Source organism: Pseudomonas sp. WP18, assembly GCF_036689585.1.
In the GTDB taxonomy this organism is placed as follows: Bacteria; Pseudomonadota; Gammaproteobacteria; order Pseudomonadales; family Pseudomonadaceae; genus Aquipseudomonas; species Aquipseudomonas chlororaphis_E.
Genome location: NZ_CP144758.1, coordinates 3,815,710 through 3,832,496, shown reverse-complemented (window position 1 = coordinate 3,832,496; position 16,787 = coordinate 3,815,710). Strand labels below are relative to the sequence as shown.

General features: G+C 56.1%; 14 protein-coding genes and 1 pseudogene. 5 read left to right on the top strand and 10 right to left on the bottom strand.

The genetic code is table 11. From position 1 onward, the window contains the following. Positions 1 to 64: 64 nt before the first annotated feature. From proX to V5F23_RS16825, 3 genes are all read right to left on the bottom strand, one after another. Positions 65 to 1,093 (bottom strand): glycine betaine/L-proline ABC transporter substrate-binding protein ProX, encoded by a 1,029-nt coding sequence (gene proX / locus V5F23_RS16835; protein WP_338495700.1) that lies wholly within the window; start codon positions 1,091 to 1,093, stop codon positions 65 to 67. A 58-nt stretch (positions 1,094 to 1,151) separates the two neighbouring features. Beyond that, positions 1,152 to 2,105: a glycine betaine/L-proline ABC transporter permease ProW gene (gene proW / locus V5F23_RS16830; RefSeq protein ID WP_338495699.1), complete on the bottom strand. Its 954-nt coding sequence runs from the start codon at positions 2,103 to 2,105 to the stop codon at positions 1,152 to 1,154. Between the two features lie 94 nt (positions 2,106 to 2,199). Next, positions 2,200 to 3,360 (bottom strand): glycine betaine/L-proline ABC transporter ATP-binding protein, encoded by a 1,161-nt coding sequence (locus V5F23_RS16825; RefSeq protein WP_338495697.1) that lies wholly within the window; start codon positions 3,358 to 3,360, stop codon positions 2,200 to 2,202. Positions 3,361 to 3,693: 333 nt separating this feature from the next. Here V5F23_RS16825 and V5F23_RS16820 point away from each other — a divergent pair, with 333 nt between their 5' ends. From V5F23_RS16820 to V5F23_RS16805, 4 genes are all read left to right on the top strand, one after another. Further along, a complete protein-coding gene (locus V5F23_RS16820; protein ID WP_338495695.1) occupies positions 3,694 to 4,662 on the top strand; it encodes a LysR family transcriptional regulator in 969 nt (322 codons plus the stop codon). Between the two features lie 262 nt (positions 4,663 to 4,924). Further along, positions 4,925 to 6,160, top strand: coding sequence for an aromatic ring-hydroxylating dioxygenase subunit alpha (locus V5F23_RS16815; RefSeq protein WP_338495694.1), 1,236 nt, complete (start codon positions 4,925 to 4,927; stop codon positions 6,158 to 6,160). A gap of 453 nt (positions 6,161 to 6,613) precedes the next feature. Continuing rightward, on the top strand, positions 6,614 to 7,171 hold the full coding sequence (locus tag V5F23_RS16810) for a hypothetical protein (protein ID WP_338495692.1): 558 nt from the start codon (positions 6,614 to 6,616) through the stop codon (positions 7,169 to 7,171). Between the two features lie 629 nt (positions 7,172 to 7,800). Next, positions 7,801 to 9,138 (top strand): Shedu immune nuclease family protein, encoded by a 1,338-nt coding sequence (locus V5F23_RS16805; RefSeq protein ID WP_338495690.1) that lies wholly within the window; start codon positions 7,801 to 7,803, stop codon positions 9,136 to 9,138. Positions 9,139 to 9,231: 93 nt separating this feature from the next. Here the strand turns inward: V5F23_RS16805 and V5F23_RS16800 are convergent, their stop codons facing one another. From V5F23_RS16800 to V5F23_RS16770, 7 genes and pseudogenes are all read right to left on the bottom strand, one after another. Further along, a complete protein-coding gene (locus V5F23_RS16800) occupies positions 9,232 to 10,053 on the bottom strand; it encodes a deaminase (RefSeq protein ID WP_338495688.1) in 822 nt (273 codons plus the stop codon). A gap of 270 nt (positions 10,054 to 10,323) precedes the next feature. Further along, complete coding sequence (locus V5F23_RS16795; RefSeq protein WP_338495686.1) at positions 10,324 to 10,566, bottom strand: hypothetical protein; 243 nt, start codon at positions 10,564 to 10,566, stop codon at positions 10,324 to 10,326. Between the two features lie 107 nt (positions 10,567 to 10,673). Beyond that, a pseudogene (locus V5F23_RS16790) lies at positions 10,674 to 10,751 on the bottom strand (ABC transporter ATP-binding protein); the annotation flags it as partial. A 363-nt stretch (positions 10,752 to 11,114) separates the two neighbouring features. Continuing rightward, positions 11,115 to 12,227: a class II histone deacetylase gene (locus tag V5F23_RS16785; RefSeq protein ID WP_123579858.1), complete on the bottom strand. Its 1,113-nt coding sequence runs from the start codon at positions 12,225 to 12,227 to the stop codon at positions 11,115 to 11,117. 34 nt (positions 12,228 to 12,261) lie between these two features. Next, on the bottom strand, positions 12,262 to 13,425 hold the full coding sequence (locus V5F23_RS16780) for an MFS transporter (protein ID WP_123579859.1): 1,164 nt from the start codon (positions 13,423 to 13,425) through the stop codon (positions 12,262 to 12,264). Positions 13,426 to 13,447: 22 nt separating this feature from the next. After that, complete coding sequence (locus V5F23_RS16775) at positions 13,448 to 14,323, bottom strand: transporter (protein ID WP_338498943.1); 876 nt, start codon at positions 14,321 to 14,323, stop codon at positions 13,448 to 13,450. A 139-nt stretch (positions 14,324 to 14,462) separates the two neighbouring features. Next, positions 14,463 to 15,440, bottom strand: a complete 978-nt coding sequence (locus V5F23_RS16770) for a helix-turn-helix transcriptional regulator (RefSeq protein ID WP_123579861.1) — start codon at positions 15,438 to 15,440, stop codon at positions 14,463 to 14,465. Between the two features lie 372 nt (positions 15,441 to 15,812). Between V5F23_RS16770 and V5F23_RS16765 the strand changes: the two genes are divergently transcribed. Beyond that, complete coding sequence (locus V5F23_RS16765) at positions 15,813 to 16,784, top strand: ornithine cyclodeaminase family protein (protein WP_338495683.1); 972 nt, start codon at positions 15,813 to 15,815, stop codon at positions 16,782 to 16,784. Positions 16,785 to 16,787 lie beyond the last annotated feature (3 nt).

The window sequence follows — 16,787 nt, the reverse complement described above, 5'->3', positions numbered from 1 at the left end:
GCTACGAACGCAATGTCATTAAAGGATGGGACAGTCATCGACGTGCCCCACCTCGGTATGTCTATTAATTGCTGGCTTGTGCCGCCGCAGCGCGAGCTGATTGCAACCAAGCGTCAAATTGCTGGCGATGGGCTGTTACCCACTCCTTGGCGTGACGGCGGATATCAGCCGGCTTTTTCTCGCCCTCTTGCATTTTCAAGTTCTGGGCACTTTCGTCAGCCGTAGTAATTTGCATCACCGAAAGAAACTTCAAGGCCGCCGGATTTTTCTCGGCGAAGTCTTTGTTCAACACGGCCTCGACTTTATCTACTGCAAAACCGAGATTCTTGCCCTTGTACATCGTGTTGACATCATTTTTGCCATCAGGCAAGTCGGTTTTCGGTACTTCCAGCCATACCACATCCTTGTCTTCGACCAAAACAGTGGCAATCCACTGTGGGACCCAGGTGAAGTAGAGAATCGGCTGTCCTTCCTTATAACGAGTAATGGTGTCCGCCATCAGTGCGAAATAAGAACCCTGGTTGACGTTTATCGACTTTTCGAGGCCGTAAGCCTTCATGTGATGAGCGATGATCAGCTCGCAGCCCCATCCAGGATTGCATCCCGTCATGTCTGCTTTCCCATCGCCGTTGGTATCGAACAGTTTGGCGATTTCCGGTTTTTTCAAGTCCGTGATGTATTTGATGCCATGCGCGTCAGCGGTCTTTTTGTCGATCAAATAACCTTGGAGTACGCCGGGCATGATGTCGCCCGCCTTGACCATGACTTTATCGCCCCCGGCCTGCTGGAAGAATTTATCGTGCAGCTTGTCCCACAGGTGCACCGTAAAGTCCGCATCACCGCTGGCCAAGGCCATCATCATGACGCCGTACTCCGTCTCCTTGGGCTCCTGCACCTTGTAGCCCAGCTCTCGAAGACCCTCCATGGCCACTTCGCCACGGAATCGCTCTTCAGCGATAGAAGGGAAGATGGGGGTGATCTTTACACCGTCTCCCGGTTGATTCGCCGAGGCGTTTGCGCAGATGGACATGGCCGCAATGGCAAGGGCTGTAGCGCAATTGAGAATGCTGCGGGAAAGCTTGAATTCAGACATCTTCGCATACCTTTTTTTGGGTTTTTATCTTCAAGTGCGGCAGATCGAATGGGAGGGTTCAGGCGGTCTTGCTGTGCCCCGCTGGCTGTTTCGCGCCGAACAGACGTAGCAGAAGGCCCACGGGACCTGTGTGATACCAGCGCAGGCTCGGATCGGCTCCGGTGCGCGCGCCTATGGCTTGGGTCAAACGGTCAAGGAAGATGGCAAGCAGCACCAAGCCAGTCCCGCCGACCGTGGCCAAGCCCATGTCCAGACGGCCGATGCCGCGCAGGACCATCTGGCCAAGGCCGCCCACCGAGATCATCGAAGCAATCACCACCATCGACAGCGAGAGCATCAGGGTCTGATTGAGTCCAGCCATAATGGTCGGCGTCGCCAGTGGCAACTGAACGCGGGTCAGCATCTGCCGCGGTGTGCAGCCAAAAGCGCGGGCGGCTTCTATTTTGTCCTCCGGTACCTGGCGGATGCCCAGGTTCGTCAGGCGCACCAGAGGGGGAAGGGCGAAGACAATGGTTACCAGGATGCCCGGCACGTTGCCGATGCCGAACAACATGACGACAGGTACGAGATAAACGAACGCCGGCAGTGTCTGCATGGCGTCGAGTATGGGACGCAGGACTCTTTCCAAATTGTCACTGCGAGCGCAGAGAATACCCAGTGGTATACCTAGCAGGGCGCAAAAGAATACCGACGTCAGTACGAGCGCCAAGGTGGTCATCGACTCGGACCAGACACCGATAAGCCCCAGCAGCGTGAGCGTCACAAAGCACAGCAACGCCATTCGTTTACCGGCTAGTTGCCATCCCAACAAAGAAGACAGGAGGATCCCGATGCTGGGTGGAATGCTTTGCAACATGTATTCGACGCCGTTCAGTACTTGGTCAATCGGCCAGCGGATGGCGCGGAACACATCGCGAAAGTTGTGCACCAAAAAATTGAGGGTGCTTTCCACCCAATCACCCAATGGGATAGTGGCGACTTGAAACGGATCTAGAAAACTGAACTCGGACATCAGGGCTTACCTCTTCATCATCACCGCAGCGGCGTTATGAAGGCCGCAGGTACTTCAGGTCAGGGACGCGCCGGCGTAGAAGGGCGCGGCTGTATTAATGGCGGCTCAGCGTTTGCAGTAACTCGCTCTTTGATAGTGTCCCGGTGAGCGCGCCCGAGCGGTCGAGTACTGGGACCGGGTACGGCAGGTTGGCCGCAATCTCCAGTACTTCGTGCAGGGGGGTATCGGTAAAGACGGGCTGGTGCTTGTGCTGGGTGTAATGGGTGCTGCCACCCGCGCCGCTTGTATCGATATCGACTACCTCGAGTAGTTGCCCACGTTCGTCGATCAAATAACCAAACGGTAGGCCGGCCTTGAAATGTGGAGCTTGACCATTCGCTTTACGAACCGATTCCGGATCGAGCCTGGCCACGTCGCCTGCCTTGAGAATCCGGGAGCTGTCGAATCCTTTGAAGAACGTGCGTACATAGTCATTGGCCGGTTGACTGATCAGCTCCTGAGGCGTGCCGATCTGTACCACCTGACCCCCTTCCATGATCGCGATGCGGTGACCGATACGAACGGCTTCCTCAATATCGTGGGAAATGAAGATGATGGTCCGCTTTTGCTCGGCTTGCAGGCGAATGAGCTCTCCCTGCATCTCGCTGCGGATAAGCGGGTCGAGGGCGGAAAAGGCTTCGTCCATCAGCAGGATGGTCGGGTCGTTGGCAAGCGCGCGGGCCAGGCCCACGCGTTGCTGCATGCCGCCGGAAAGTTGATGCGGATAACTGTGCTCCTGTCCAGCAAGACCGACTTGGGCGAGGGCTTCCCTGGCGCGGCCATGGCGTTCCTTTTCACTGATGCCAGAAATTTCCAGCCCGAAGGCGGTGTTTTCGAGAACGCTCATATGGGGCATCAAGGCAAAGGATTGGAACACCATGCCCATCTCTTTGCGGCGGACATCAAGAAGCGCTTTGTCATCCAGTCCAGTAATTTCTCGACCGTTCAGATAAATACTGCCCGATGTGGGCTCGATGAGGCGGTTGAACAATCGCACCATCGTGGACTTCCCAGAACCTGAGAGCCCCATGATCACAAAGATTTCACCGCGCTTAACTGCAAAGCTGGCGTCGAAAACACCAATAACTTGGCCTGTTTTTTCAAAAACCTCTTTTTTGCTTGCCCCGGCGGCGAGCATTTTCATCGCCGTGTCAGGTTGTGCGCCAAATATTTTAAAAACGTTTTTAACAGAAATGATTTCGTCTGGGCTAGTCATCGCGTCCCTCCTTTGCGTGTAACGCTACAAACGCGCGAAATCGAATTGAACTCGAGCGTTGGTAATTTAGGTGGGCAGTAATAAAAGATAGATCTGCGCATGACATGTACCTGTTTTTTATTGTTCGCCCAATGGGTTGGGCTTTTTTTCAATCTATAAGTATCCTGATTTTAAATCCAACAACATTTACAGGGCTTTATGGATAACCTAACGTTATCGTAACCCGCTGAAACGACCGCCTTGGCGCGATCACGACGCTTTTGTATGGCCTGGGCTAGGCTGTTGAGTTACGCTCCGCCGCTTTCGCGGATGATAGGAGTATGAGGGCCTACCATGCTCAGCAGACACGTTGACCCCGATACCTTACTGCTTAGAATGCCTTCCCTTCGGGCTGTCAGAGCATTCGTCGCCGCCGCTAAGTATGAAAGCTTCACTCGGGCAGCGGAGGCACTGTGCGTATCGCAAGCAGCGATTAGTCGGCAGATTCGAGAGCTTGAGGAGTCGTTGGGCGCTCAGCTGTTCATGCGTGCCGGGCGGACGGTGGAGCTAACCGCCGAGGGAAAGATTTTTTTTGAGGCGGCGCAGCTTTCGTTCGTTAATATTGCACAGGCGGCCGAAAGGATTCGTACCGCTCCGACGCAGAAACATATCCTGACCGTTTGTTGCTCACCCGCATTCTCTGCATTATGGCTATCAGAACATCTTCCAGAGTTTCGTGCGAACAACCCGGATATTGAGTTCAATCTGATTACTACTCAAAATTTTGTAAATATGGAGCCTGGCGTAGAGCCGGACATCATCATCTCAAAGATTAGCAAGCTGGGGGATGGGTATAAGAGTTATCAGTTGTGCCACGATATTATTTATCCTGTCTGCTCTCCAACATTTTTAGACTCGCATCCCGAGCTGAGCTCGCTTGAAGGGATGCGTGATTCTTCGCTACTAGATCTAAGCCCCTATGGACGGTCGGGCGTGGCTGAACATGTGGACTGGGGGGTGTGGCTGGCGTTTCTGAACGTTGATATTGATGAGCGCCCTTCAGACTGTCCGCCTATTTTTCATGCCAATGATTACAACCTGATCATGAACATGGTCTTGACCCATCAAGGCGTAGCACTGGGCTGGAACCAGCTTGTCGGTGCAATGGTCGAGAGAGGGCAGCTTGTTCGCCCCGTCGAGCATCAGGTGACGCTTCGAAACAGTCTTCATTACGTGGCTTGCAATGAAAGGACTGAATACGAAGATGCCTGTCGGAGAGTACGGGACTGGATTCTTTCGAAATTTACCAGGTGGAGTGTATGAGTATTTGAGTCCTTTCGGTCGGTAGCGATTGTAAGCAAAGCATTGTCCGGGTTGGTGTGTCATAACGCTAAGTTATCAGTTGAGCGACGAAAATGTAGCTTTGCCAACTGAAATGGCTGTCGTACTCTTTGTGTTAAACATGGCTAAAACATGCGTATTCAAGGATTGCTTGGACGATTTTCCTCGCAGGATCCGTTGGCCATGACACTGTTTTCTGGGCGTACTTGCCATTAACCGCAAGGTTGATGTGTAGAGGATAATAATGAATATCAAAGCATCCGTGATCGACCTGATTCAAAAACGCAAGGCGCGCCACGCGCTTCCCCGCGAACTGTATATTGAACCTGAGGTTTTTCATCAGGACCTTGAGCAGATTTGGCACAAGGATTGGATTTTTGCCGGGCATACCTTTGAACTTGAAAAACCCGGGCAATACTTGACGTTGCAGATCGGTCACTATCCAGTCTTAATTATCAGGGATAAAAGTGGTCAGGTCCGTGCTTTTCACAATGCTTGTCGTCATCGAGGCTCTAAAGTTTGTGAGCACGCCCAAGGCAAAGTCGCCAAACTGGTTTGCCCTTATCATAAGTGGACTTTCGAGTTGGACGGTAATCTTTTATTTGCCGGTAATATGGGGGTCGATTTCGACAGGTCTCAATACAATCTGAAACCTGTTCACTGTGAAATTGTCCATACGTACATTTATGTATGCGTCGCTGACGACGCGCCTGAGTTCGAAAGTTTCAGAAATTCTGTAAGTCCTTTCATCGCCCCCCATTTTCTGGATAATTGCAAGGTTGCTTTCGAGTCCAATCTCGTGGAAAAGGGTAACTGGAAGCTCGTGTTTGAAAACAATCGCGAGTGTTTCCACTGTGACGGTACGCATCCCGAATTGATGAACTCTTTTGTCGAGAACCTTTCGGTGGCAGGGGTTGGAGGCGAAGACGATCCCGAACTGACTGCACACTGGAATCGCTGCGAAAGCGCGGGTATGCCAAGCAGGCTTGTGATGGACCCGAATGGCCGTTTTCGTATGACACGCATTCCCCTTTCCGCGGGTGCCGTGAGTTACACTATGGACGGTAAACCTGCTGTTGCGGGGCGCCTGGATAAAAGCGGCGAGCCGGATATTGGTGCCTTGCTCTACTTTAACTACCCGTCTACCTGGAACCACTTTCTCGGCGATCATGCATTGAGCTTCCGGGTACTCCCGATCGGACCTGGCGAAACGCTTGTGACGACCAAATGGCTTGTGCCCAATACCGCCGTTGAAGGTGTTGACTACGATATCGACCGGCTGACAAAAGTCTGGCTTGCCACCAATGATCAAGACCGTCGTTTGGTGGAAGGAACGCAGGCTGGTGTGACCTCGCCGACTTACGAGCCGGGACCCTTTTCGGACATTGCGGAAAATGGTGTATGCCAATTTGACGATTGGTACTGTGAAACCATGCTGACGCGTCTCCGGGGCGAGATACCGCTTAAACTAGTGGATTGATTTCGTGCAACGATGGCCGACGGTTTCAGAAACCCTTAGATTTCAATGAGTCGGACACCAGATGCGAGTCTCGTTTCCCGCCCCAAGATTAAAAGAGCCACTTAGATGAGTGGCTTTTTTTGTGCCTGAGATTTCAGTGCTACAGTCTCACCCTTTCAGGGTGAGGGTACATCATGCGGCTCATGCTAACTGTAATGACCATGGCGCTGCTGACAGGGTGTGCGACTGTCAACGAAAGCTCCAGCTTCGGGCACATGCGCGCCAATGACTGACGTGTTGCCAGGCGTCAACGAGCATTGTCGCGCCAGGGTCGGGAGCCGCGCGAAAGATTGTCACATACATGGGCGAACAACTCGGTACTCACTCGGCCTAGGATCTTCGAGGTCGACTAAGAGCACTCGGATAATAGATGTCTGAAGTGCTGGCGCTCAGCGTAGAACGTAAGGATTGCTTATGACTGATTACTTTAATGATCGTGAGCGGGACCCACGGCCTCGAAATGGTATGGCTACCCCCTGGATGTTGGTTGCGAAGGATCTGCAAGGTGATATCCCATTTTTCGGCACCGTCGGACTGATTTGTGGGCTAGTCCAGTGGGTGGGCTACCAATATTTCAACAAAGCCAATTGGGGATCCGAACTGCTTCAAGAACACATCGCCTTCAATTCACTCCTGTTAACCGTCATGTTCCTATGGCTTGCCAAGGGACTGGTCGAACGGCTATGCACCACACGAGAGTACCCCCGTCTCAAGGCGTTCGTTGGCCACGTGTCCGCCCGTGCCGTGGCGTTCGCCTCCGTTGCAGCTGCGGTCATCGCAGGTTTTGCGCTAGCAGCGGCCCTGTGCGGCGCCTTCGGTCACGCTTTTGGGTTCATGTTCTTCGCCACGTACTTCGTCGCGTTGGCCGAAATCGCGGCGAACCCGTTCTTTCGGCCTGGACACTCCAGAACCTACGCGCTATCCATGGGGATCATCATCGGTATGCCCTTAAGTGCCACGCTGATGCGATGAAGTCTCTGCAAAACCAGCTAATGGACCAATCGATGGCCGGCGAACCAGCCAAATTGGACAATGGCTCGGTGGGTCGAAGTTGGCCCGACATGTGGCGCAGAGCATTGGCTCTGCTTGCTCACTGTCACGGCACACTTCGCGTCGTACGTCGTACGTCGTACGTCGTACGTCGTACGCCGGGTGCACGACGCCGCACGCGGCTCCGCCAGCAACTGGTGGTCAAACTCGGTTTCCGGGCGCTGGTCCAGATAACTCTGCAATTGCAGGTCGGAACGCCCCTCGGGCGTCAGCCGCGCCAGCAGGTTCGCCTGGTCCGGCCAGGTGCGCGTCCGGTCATGTCGGCGAACGTGACCGAAATTGAAGACAACTCTGGCCAATGTGTCATGGGTAGGTGTGGCAGTGAACTTGCCGGCAAATGCAGATGAACGTCTACGCTTCCGCGAAACTGTCCGCGATAATCGACTGACGGCCATCTCGGAACGAGGCCGCATGTCTCAGGAGGGAAACCAATGGCAGGAAGGAAGGGGCAGGGACAAACCAGGCGGTACACCGACGCTGAAGTCTTGGAGCCAGGGTTCCGGCTTGAAGCGGGGGTGGCCGATGACGGGAAAGAGTACAGGGATTTATTCATGCAGATTTTCGAGAAAGATACCTCGGAAACTGGACGTTGGCGGAGTCTACCCGAGTCAGATTGGCATCATCTGGCAAGGGTATTTTTGGACAAAATCATCTCCTATCCGGTGTTCACCAATCCTCATGCACAGCGGTATTTGGCCCGTCGGCATGGTCAGTTCAGAACGGTCATCTACGAAAGTAGCTACGGAACTGCCTTGCCTGAAAGCTCGGGGGCGACTGTTTCCCATATCGAGATTGCCCTTCCTTGGCGGGCGTCGAATGCGTGCATCTATGGACTTGGACTTACCAAGGACTTGGATGAAGTGTGGAGGGGGCTGTCGAGGTTTCCGGCGCTCAACACCCTGGTGCTGACCCGCGGTGGCGCATTGCGGGTGGACGGCAGTGCCGTTCTAATTCCGAAGGACGAAGTTGACAAGATTCGTCGTGCGTTCGAGCGAACCACTCGCAGGATGCGCGAGTTCGTCAAACAGGTCAGGAAGACCCACATCCGCAACGCACTGCTCTCGCAGCTGGACCCTGCGCGGTACCCGGCGATGTTTCAGATCAATTCGAAAGGCCAACTGCTTGAGGTCCGCCTGGACCACGGGCGGCAAAGCAAACAAGCCGCCCGCACCGGTCGCAGTGCCACGGTGAAAGCGGTGCGCTCCAATGTGGAGGCCCTGGCGGCCGAAGCGCCCGAAGAACTCATCGAGCTGCACGCCGAGATTGAGCGAGTCACCCTGGTCCAGATGATTGAGAAGTACGAAGACATGCTCCAGAAGGGCCTGCCAGAAACGGCATGGCAGAAGTTCTTTGAGCGCAACACCTTCATCCTGACCCTGATTTTCGCGCGTCCAGTCAGGCTGCTTCACTCTCAGTTCCATGCCCAGGGCTCATTGTTGGACGGTGCCGGCGCACAGATTGGAGATTTTCTGCTGGCCGAAAAAGGCTTCGCCTTGGCCATCGTGGAAATCAAGACGCCAAGCAGCCCTTTGTTACGCGGAAAGGCCTACCGAAACAGGGAAGTGTTCGCGCCAGACGAAGAGCTCAGCGGCGCGGTATCGCAGGTGTTGTACCAGCAGAGCAAGATTCACGAAAACTGGCTGGTTCACCGGGTACGGCCAGAGCTCCAGGACTCGCGTCCAGATGCCATCAAGTGCGTAATCATTACCGGCATGCTGCCCAAGGACGAAATGAAGCGTCGGAGCCTTGAAGTGTTTCGCAATGCCTGCAAGAACGTCGAAGTCATCACGTTCGATGAACTGCTGGACAAACTGAAGCTGTTGTCGGAGCACCTGACGCGGCGCGAAGAACCACCGCGCGAAGCACCAGATAATGAACCGCCTTTCTAGCGAAGTAGTGGAGACGGCGTCGGACTGCACAACCAGGTCATGCTTGCCAGGGCATACAGGTTGCGGGGTCGACGCCAAGGGAAATATAAAACTTCAGTTCCTGACGCAAATCTCGTACTTGAACTTCACAAGATAGTGCTTATCCCCATACGACGGGCCTGCCTGTGAATCGATAACTTTCGCGAGCAGATAGGCGTCTTGATGGCGAAAGATTGCGATGCCACCAATCGGTACTCGAGCCTGAGGACCGAACTTAAAAATTCCCGGATCGTCGATTTCAGAAAACTCCTTCGCTTCCCTCGCGAGAGCAACATCGATGCCTCCAGAGTCGTATGCAAACGCCTCGCCCTTTCCTGACCAAGACCACCGAATCGCCATGGTGCGCGGGTCATCCTCCGAGAATCGAATTGTCACGGTCTCAGGTTCAAGGACATCGATCGTCATTGTGCCAGTAGGGCCGATGCTCTGGGAGAAGACGTGAACAAAGGGGTCTATTGCTTCAATCTTGCTACGCAGCTCCTCAGGAAAGTACCGTAGTTCCACCTCGCCATCGCGCAGACTCCGCCAGCCCTGACGCAAGACTTTCGGGTTCGGGTCAGTGTACCCAATGAACACTTTGCGGATGCCTTCATCGAGAATCAGGCTGGAGCAGCAGACCTTCGTTTGCGTTTCCTTTACTTGAATGCAGGGCTCGAGCGTGGTGTAGAGCACCGCCTGCTTCAAGTCGATACCGTTCGCCTTGGCCTGTTCAATTGCGGCTCGTTCCGCATGGCAGCCAGGGGTTTTGAAACCCGTAGAGACGACTTCATCGTCGACGACCAACACCGCCCCGACTTTGGTGCTACCCGGAGAATTGCCCATCTCCTGGATGGCCCGCTCCATAAACGTTCTGTGTTGCTGCATATCCGCTTGCATGTCAGTTCTCCTGTTGGCTTTGGCATGTTGTGCGCGCAGCCCGCGATACTAGGCCACTGCTTAGGTCATAAGCTACAGTCGCACCGCTTGTAGGATAAGTTTGTGCCAGTCAGCATCAGGCTGTTTGGCACTGCGTGCCGCTTCCTGATGCCTAGTCATGGCTAGGGCGATGCCAGACAATGTCAGCCAATTCTCGTCAATTGAAGAACCGGCAGCCATCTCAATCGACGGGCGCGGCGGCCTGCTTCGTGAGTGGAGGCGTATTCTGCGTCATTGTTTGGGTGTCTTGAATGGCTGGTGGCCTGAGCCCCAGCGGGTCAAGGTAAATCGTAAAAATTTTTCTTCTGGGGTTCCTTGTTTTCTCGCGTGAATGAGGTCTCGTGTAAAGCCTGCAAGGGCATCGTAAATAGCAGCCCTGGTGAGTTTGCCCCACGCATGGTCTTTTGCTTGGACGAATTGTTGTTCGACGTTTCCATACCGTATGTCGATGTCTTGCGCGCCTTCATAGCGCACTTCAACAACCCCATTTTTTCCTGTTAGCAGCCATACCAAACGCAGTTGCCCACCGATAGGTCGTGCGACACCAGTACGTAAGCAATGCCCATCTCACGCTGAAGCTATTCAAGCAGCTCAAGAATGCGCGCCTGCACCGACACGTCCAGCGCGTTAACCGGCTCGTCAAGCAGCAGGTCGGGCTTGTTGCAGGTGGCTACGTGTCTTGTCCGGCAGGATATGGATTTCCTTGTCGTTGCATTCTGCCATCGCTCGAATGCTTTCGATTGCCGCGTTCGTGAATCGCTCTTTCTTGGCCCTTGATACACCCCAAAAACAAGTCCAGAATTGAGTCTTTTGATGCTTCGGCACGAAAAGAAACCCCTTTGATTTCAATGGGTCGGACGCCAGATGCGAGTCTCGTTTCCCGCTCCAAGATTCACAAAAAAGCCACTCATTTGAGTGGCTTTTTTTTGCCTGAATTTTACGTGCTGAGACGTCAGGCTTTAGCGTTTTCGGTCAATCGTTGGGCAGATGCAACTGCGCCTCCATGGCGTCATGGATTTACGTCATGCTAAGCAAGCTTCGGCCAACTCATCGATCAAGCGCAACTGAAACGCCGCCACTGGCGCTTTCGGTTGCTGCAACTGCACAAACTCCAGCATCGGGTCGCTGACCTGTGTCCTGACACCCACCAGTTCCTCAAGGGTCGCCAGCCCGCAAAACGGTACGTAGGCTTCGGAATAGCCGCCTTCGTGCACCAGCACCAGACGCCCCTGGCACAGGCGTTCGGCAGCTTGGCGTACGAGACGGGTCATGTGTCGGAACGAGTCACTGTGCAACAGCATTCGCGCCAGTGGGTCGACAGCGTTGGCGTCGTAGCCGCAGGCGACGATGATCAGTTCCGGTTCGAAGCGCTCCAGCGCTGGAATCACAATGCGCTCCAGTGCGTGCATATATGCCTCATGGCCACTGCCGGGAGGCAGCGGGATATTGATATTCGCACCCAGCCCCGCACCGCGCCCGCGATCAGCTTCACCGCTGTAGCCAGCAGGGAAACAGCCGTCCTGATGCAGGGAAATCGTCAGCACGTCGCTGCGTTCTTCGAAGATCGATTGTGTGCCGTTGCCATGGTGGACGTCCCAATCGATCACTACGACGTTGCCCAGGCCACGCCGTGCTTTTGCGGCTTCGATGGCGATGGCGATGTTGGCCAGGAAGCAGAAGCCCATGGCACTGTCGGCGAGGCAGTGGTGGCCGGGTGGACGCGACAGGGAATAGGCGTTGTCGACTTCGCCGGACAGCACCGCATCCACTGCTGCCATGGCTAGCCCTGCGGAGAGCCGGGCGATTTCATAACTGCCAGGCCCGATGGGCGCGTGCGGCCCCAGATCGCCGCCCCCGGCATCGCTCATCGCCTTGAAGCGTTGCAAGTAGTTGGGCGTGTGCACCCGCAGCAGGTCTTCATCGGTGGCCGCGTTGGCACTGCGCACCTGTAAGTGGCGGGTCAGGCCGGAAACGTCCAGCAGGCTCTTCAAGCGACGTTTGGTTTCCGGTGACTCGGCGTGGCCAGCGGCCGCAGGCGGCTGCACCCATCCACCCACCGGTAAGGTCAAGGCGTGCGCCCCGGCGCTGTGCCAAAGGCTGAGTTCGTCGAAGAAAAATGCACTTTTTCGGCTCATCGTTTTTCCATCTTCGTTGGGGTGAAAGGGCCTGTCAGGCATTCGGGCGGCTGCTCAGCATCAACACCAGCGACAGCCCGGTGATGCAAGCTCCAGCGATCAGCAGCGATTGGAAACTGCCGCTGGCTTCGATCATCCGGCCCGCCACGGTCGGGCCGATGGCCAGGCCGCCACCGATCACCAGGTTGGAAGCGTTCATCAGTTTTCCGGAGCGGTCGAGGTCGGCCAGGCAGGCCAGGATCAGTGGCAGAATGAAGGTCCAGGTGAACTTGAAGAGCAGCGCTGCCACGGCAAAACGCAGAATGTCGGGTTGCCCAAGCAGCAACAGCACGGCGCCAGCCATCAGCGCATACCCCAGCACTAGCAGCGGCAGGCGCGGCAGACGATCGCCGATCAGTGAGGCACAACCGGCCCCGACGATGCCCATCACCGTGGCGAGCGCCAGGATCTCACCGCTGGCCTCGGCAGAGACGCCGGCGTGGCTGCTGATGGAGCCGATAAAGGTCCAGACACCGCTCAGGCTGACGTAGAAACTCAGGATGCCCAGAACGCCCAGCGTGGCTTTCCACCTGGAGTCGAGGGCGATGTGCTCGGCGGCTTTTTCAGGCACTGGGCTGCCTTGGGGAAAGTGCCGCGCCAGGGGCAAAAAGAGGGTCATCAAGGCGGCGAGGATCATGTAGCAGGCTGACAACCCGTAGTGCTCGAACAGGCGGGGCAGGATACTCAAGCCGATCGCTCCGACGACCAATTGCCCCATCACCCATAACCCGTAGACACGCCCGGGATTGGCCGTCGAGGCCGCACTGGACAGGCAGATAATCATCAACGAGCCACCGGCCAGGGCGCTGCAAAAGCGCAGTGCCAGGAGGATCGGGTAGTCGCGGGCCAGCATTGAGAGCAGGTTGGCGGCGATGAACAGCAGTCCGGCCAGCAACGCGGCGCGGCGCCAGTCGACACGCCTGAGCCACCACAGTGCGGGCAGGGTGGCCAGGCTCATGGCGCCGAGTTCGGTGGAGAACAGGTCACCGATCTGTGATGGGCTCAACTGCCATTGCGTCGCCAGTTGCGCGGCCACGGCCGGTGCGGTCATGAGAATGGTCGGGGTGATGGCTGCGAACAGCACGATGGCGGCCAGCAGTGCTAATGGAGATGAAGCACGCGAGCGTTCATCGGTCAGCGGTTGTGTCTGGGTGTTCATGGGCAAGCTCCGATGAGGGGATTCAGAACACGTGGACCAGGCGCAGCAGCGCGTCGGTACCGTGATAGCCGTTGTCGGTAGCGACGTTCTGCGAGAGGCCGAACATCAACTGGTTCTGTTTATCCAGCCAGTGGCCGACCTCGAAGCCCACCTGGGTGTAGCGCTTGTGGGTGTCGTCGATGCGCTGATCATTGATGCGCAATTCGCCACCGTCGGCGTGGATCAGTCGCAGCGCGCCGTAGGTGCTGGGCGTGAAGTCGTAGGACGCAAAGGCTTGCAGGCGATACAGCGGGTCCTGTTTCAGGTCGCTGCCGAAGTAGTCGTCGTTCTTGCCATAGAGTTGGACTTCAAGGTTGGCTTCCAGCACCCATTTTTCACCGATGCCTTGGGTGTAGTTGTAAACGAAGGTGGTACCCCAGCGATTGGCGCCGGGCGATACATCAGGATTGTTGCCGTGGTATTCGCCGACAGGCAGGGTGATCAGGGTCAGTAGGCCGCTGTAAGTGCGCGAGGCGGGGTCGTTGATGAAAAATACGGTACCGCCGACCTGGGGATCACCGAAACCGCTCTCTGCGCTGTGCTGGCTTGCACCCGGCAGGCGGGCGTTGATGTCGGCGAACGGCACGATGAACTGTGGGGTGCAGAGTGTGCCGCAGATGTCGCTGAAGAACACTTGGCGGTACGCCACGGCGTTGACCTTCAGGTCGGCCTTGCCGGTGCTGTCGGCCGGGCCGTGGAAGTCACTGGCGCGGCTTGCCGGTAAGTACAACACGCCCAGGCTGGTGCCCGAGGGGGCGCCGAAAAAGTCCCGGGCATTGAGGTCGGCCGCACTGGCTTGCAGGCTCGACAGGCCGCCGAGCAGGGCCAGTGTGGTGGTGCGGGTGAAGGTGTGGATCATGGGCATGGCATCTCTTCTTTGAGTTGTTGTGTGGCGAATGGCTCGCCCGTGGATGGCAGAGGGAGGCAAAAAAAACGCAAAGGTGTCCCGTGGCCGTCAAAACGACAGCGAAAAAGTCAGCGCGGGTCAGAGGTGCAGATCAGTCAGGCGGGGCGTGCAGCAGGTGGGCGATTCGGGCTTTGTCCTTGACTCCGAGTTTGCTGTAGATGGCGCGGATGTGATGGCGCACGGTGTTGGGCGACATGCCCAGGTCGCGAGCGACTTCCTTGTAGGTCTTGCCTTCGCCGAAACCCTGGGCCACCGCATTCTCTCGAGGGCTCAGTTGCATCAGCACCGTGCGGCTGCGCGCGGCAAGCAGCAGCAGGTCACCGACGGTTGAGGCCTCGACCTGCAGGTGCTTGCCGTCATAGCCTCCGGCGTCCATCGTTACCGGCAAGCAAGGCCCGGTCCAGTCCGGCCATTCGCTCAGCAGCAAGTCGACGAAGCCACGTTCCGCACATTGCAGGGTGCCGCGTTGGTCGCACACGGCAAGCGCGAGATTGCGTGGGTGGGTGAGGGCTTCGCGCGTGGCTACCAGGGTACGAATCTGGTTGGCCGAAACCGCAGTCACCAGATGCCGCATGATGTTGTTAAGCAGCAGGCAGTCCTGATCGGTAAAACGTGCGGTATTGGGCGCACGGTAAAGTGCGAGGTGATCGCTGAGGTGCGTTTGCGGGTCTACGTACACGACGCACAATAACTCACCAATGGCGTAGCACGTGCCGAGCCAGTTGAGCCCAGGGCCGTTGACAGGGTCGCGCATGTCGACGATGACCGCTTGCCCCGGCTCATCGTGGACCCTGGCGATGGTCACATCGATATGGCGAATCGATTGCCAATCGGCCAGGTAGCTGCGGGGCAGGTTGTAGAGGTAGGAGCTGTGTTCTTCCGGCAGGCCGTCAATCAGCGCAGCCCGGCCCCACCAAGCGCTGTCGAAGGGCAGCAGCTGGCTGATGCAGCTCAGCGCCGCTTCGTGGAAGTGTTCTATGTCTTTGTCCTGCGCCAGGCGTTGAAGCTCCAGTGTCATCGCGCTGAACGCCTCCAGGAGGCTGGCGTGACCATGATCATGACGGCTCATTCGTATGTACCTCTGTGCGACCTTTTTATTGTTTTCGTCACGAAGTCATTAAGGGCCGGAACGTCGTTTGGACGTGGGCAGGGCCTGTGCACAAGTATCGACGGGTTGAAAGCCGATCACCATCCTACATATGCACGATAGCGCTCAAGGCATGGGTTTTTGTGGATGGCATTGGCACGATGAGGAGCGGCTGCGCTACATCAACCGAATCTCAGAGGGACCGCCTGCCATGGACGCCTTTTGCGCAGTGGCGTGGCGAAACAGGTCTGCCGATGTCTCCGACTGTTCATGACAAATGGTAGCGCCTGATATTTACAGAATGTCTAATTCTGGATATTGTGTCTGAAATAGCTATCTGGCCAGGTGCGTAAAATGTCCAAGATCGAAATGCTAAAAATGCTGGATAGGGATAGTGTCAATGCCCTGGTTGTACCTGAGCAGATCCTCTTCGCCGTACGCGAAGCCTTCTACCTGCATAGCATGGGAGAGGGTCAAGTCTTCCCTGTGGTTCGCGAAGCGCTTGGCACGGGTGGCATCTTTGGAATCAAATCCGGCGGGATCGCCAATCAGGGCGTGCTCGGGTTCAAAGCGGCCGGTTTCTGGCCCACCAACCGCACCCTGCAAGGTGAGCCTCATCAAGCGACTATCCTGCTGATCGATCCTGCGACTGGCCGGCCTCTGTGTGTCATTGATGGCAACGCCATTACGACACTCCGAACAGGTGCTGCCGGGGCGTTGGGTCTGGAGATGTTTGCTCGTCAAGACAGCTTGCAACTCTGCGTTTTCGGCACTGGCGTACAGGCAAGCATTCAAGTTGATTATGCGCTTCGCGTGATGTCCGGCATCAAGCATGTCACCTACCTGACGGCGGATGGCATGCCAAGTGCGCAATTTGAATCGCGGTTTTCCGAACGTGTCTCCGTGCGCCACAGCGTATCGGCAAACGATGCCGTATCACAGAGTGATGTAGTCATCACAGCAACGCCCGGTGGAAAAGTACTGTTTGACCTGGAAGCCGTTCAACCTGGTACGCATTTCAACTGCGTGGGGGCGGACACCAAGGGCAAAAGGGAAGCGCCGGATGGTCTTCTGCCCAAGGCTAAAATCTTTGTCGACGATATAGCCCAAGCTCGTCAGCTTGGCGAAACGCAATGGGTGCCGTCTTCGCCAGTAATGGAAATCGGTGACCTGTTGACAGGGAAAGTCGAATTCATCCGTGGTGCCAATGACATCACCCTCTTCGACATGACGGGATTGGCGCTGCAAGACCTGACAGTTGCCCAGCTGCTGTTCAAGCAAGCCAATATCGAAGGTATTGGCCACGATATTTCTTGGCCGTGGTAAATA

Bases quoted from the DNA above. Each gene is read 5' to 3' on its own strand.
- proX (WP_338495700.1), bottom strand. From the start codon at position 1,093: ATGTCTGAATTCAAGCTTTCCCGCAGCATTCTCAATTGCGCTACAGCC.
- proW (WP_338495699.1), bottom strand. From the start codon at position 2,105: ATGTCCGAGTTCAGTTTTCTAGATCCGTTTCAAGTCGCCACTATCCCA.
- V5F23_RS16825 (WP_338495697.1), bottom strand. From the start codon at position 3,360: ATGACTAGCCCAGACGAAATCATTTCTGTTAAAAACGTTTTTAAAATA.
- V5F23_RS16820 (WP_338495695.1), top strand. From the start codon at position 3,694: ATGCTCAGCAGACACGTTGACCCCGATACCTTACTGCTTAGAATGCCT.
- V5F23_RS16815 (WP_338495694.1), top strand. From the start codon at position 4,925: ATGAATATCAAAGCATCCGTGATCGACCTGATTCAAAAACGCAAGGCG.
- V5F23_RS16810 (WP_338495692.1), top strand. From the start codon at position 6,614: ATGACTGATTACTTTAATGATCGTGAGCGGGACCCACGGCCTCGAAAT.
- V5F23_RS16805 (WP_338495690.1), top strand. From the start codon at position 7,801: ATGCAGATTTTCGAGAAAGATACCTCGGAAACTGGACGTTGGCGGAGT.
- V5F23_RS16800 (WP_338495688.1), bottom strand. From the start codon at position 10,053: ATGCAAGCGGATATGCAGCAACACAGAACGTTTATGGAGCGGGCCATC.
- V5F23_RS16785 (WP_123579858.1), bottom strand. From the start codon at position 12,227: ATGAGCCGAAAAAGTGCATTTTTCTTCGACGAACTCAGCCTTTGGCAC.
- V5F23_RS16780 (WP_123579859.1), bottom strand. From the start codon at position 13,425: ATGAACACCCAGACACAACCGCTGACCGATGAACGCTCGCGTGCTTCA.
- V5F23_RS16775 (WP_338498943.1), bottom strand. From the start codon at position 14,323: ATGATCCACACCTTCACCCGCACCACCACACTGGCCCTGCTCGGCGGC.
- V5F23_RS16770 (WP_123579861.1), bottom strand. From the start codon at position 15,440: ATGAGCCGTCATGATCATGGTCACGCCAGCCTCCTGGAGGCGTTCAGC.
- V5F23_RS16765 (WP_338495683.1), top strand. From the start codon at position 15,813: ATGTCCAAGATCGAAATGCTAAAAATGCTGGATAGGGATAGTGTCAAT.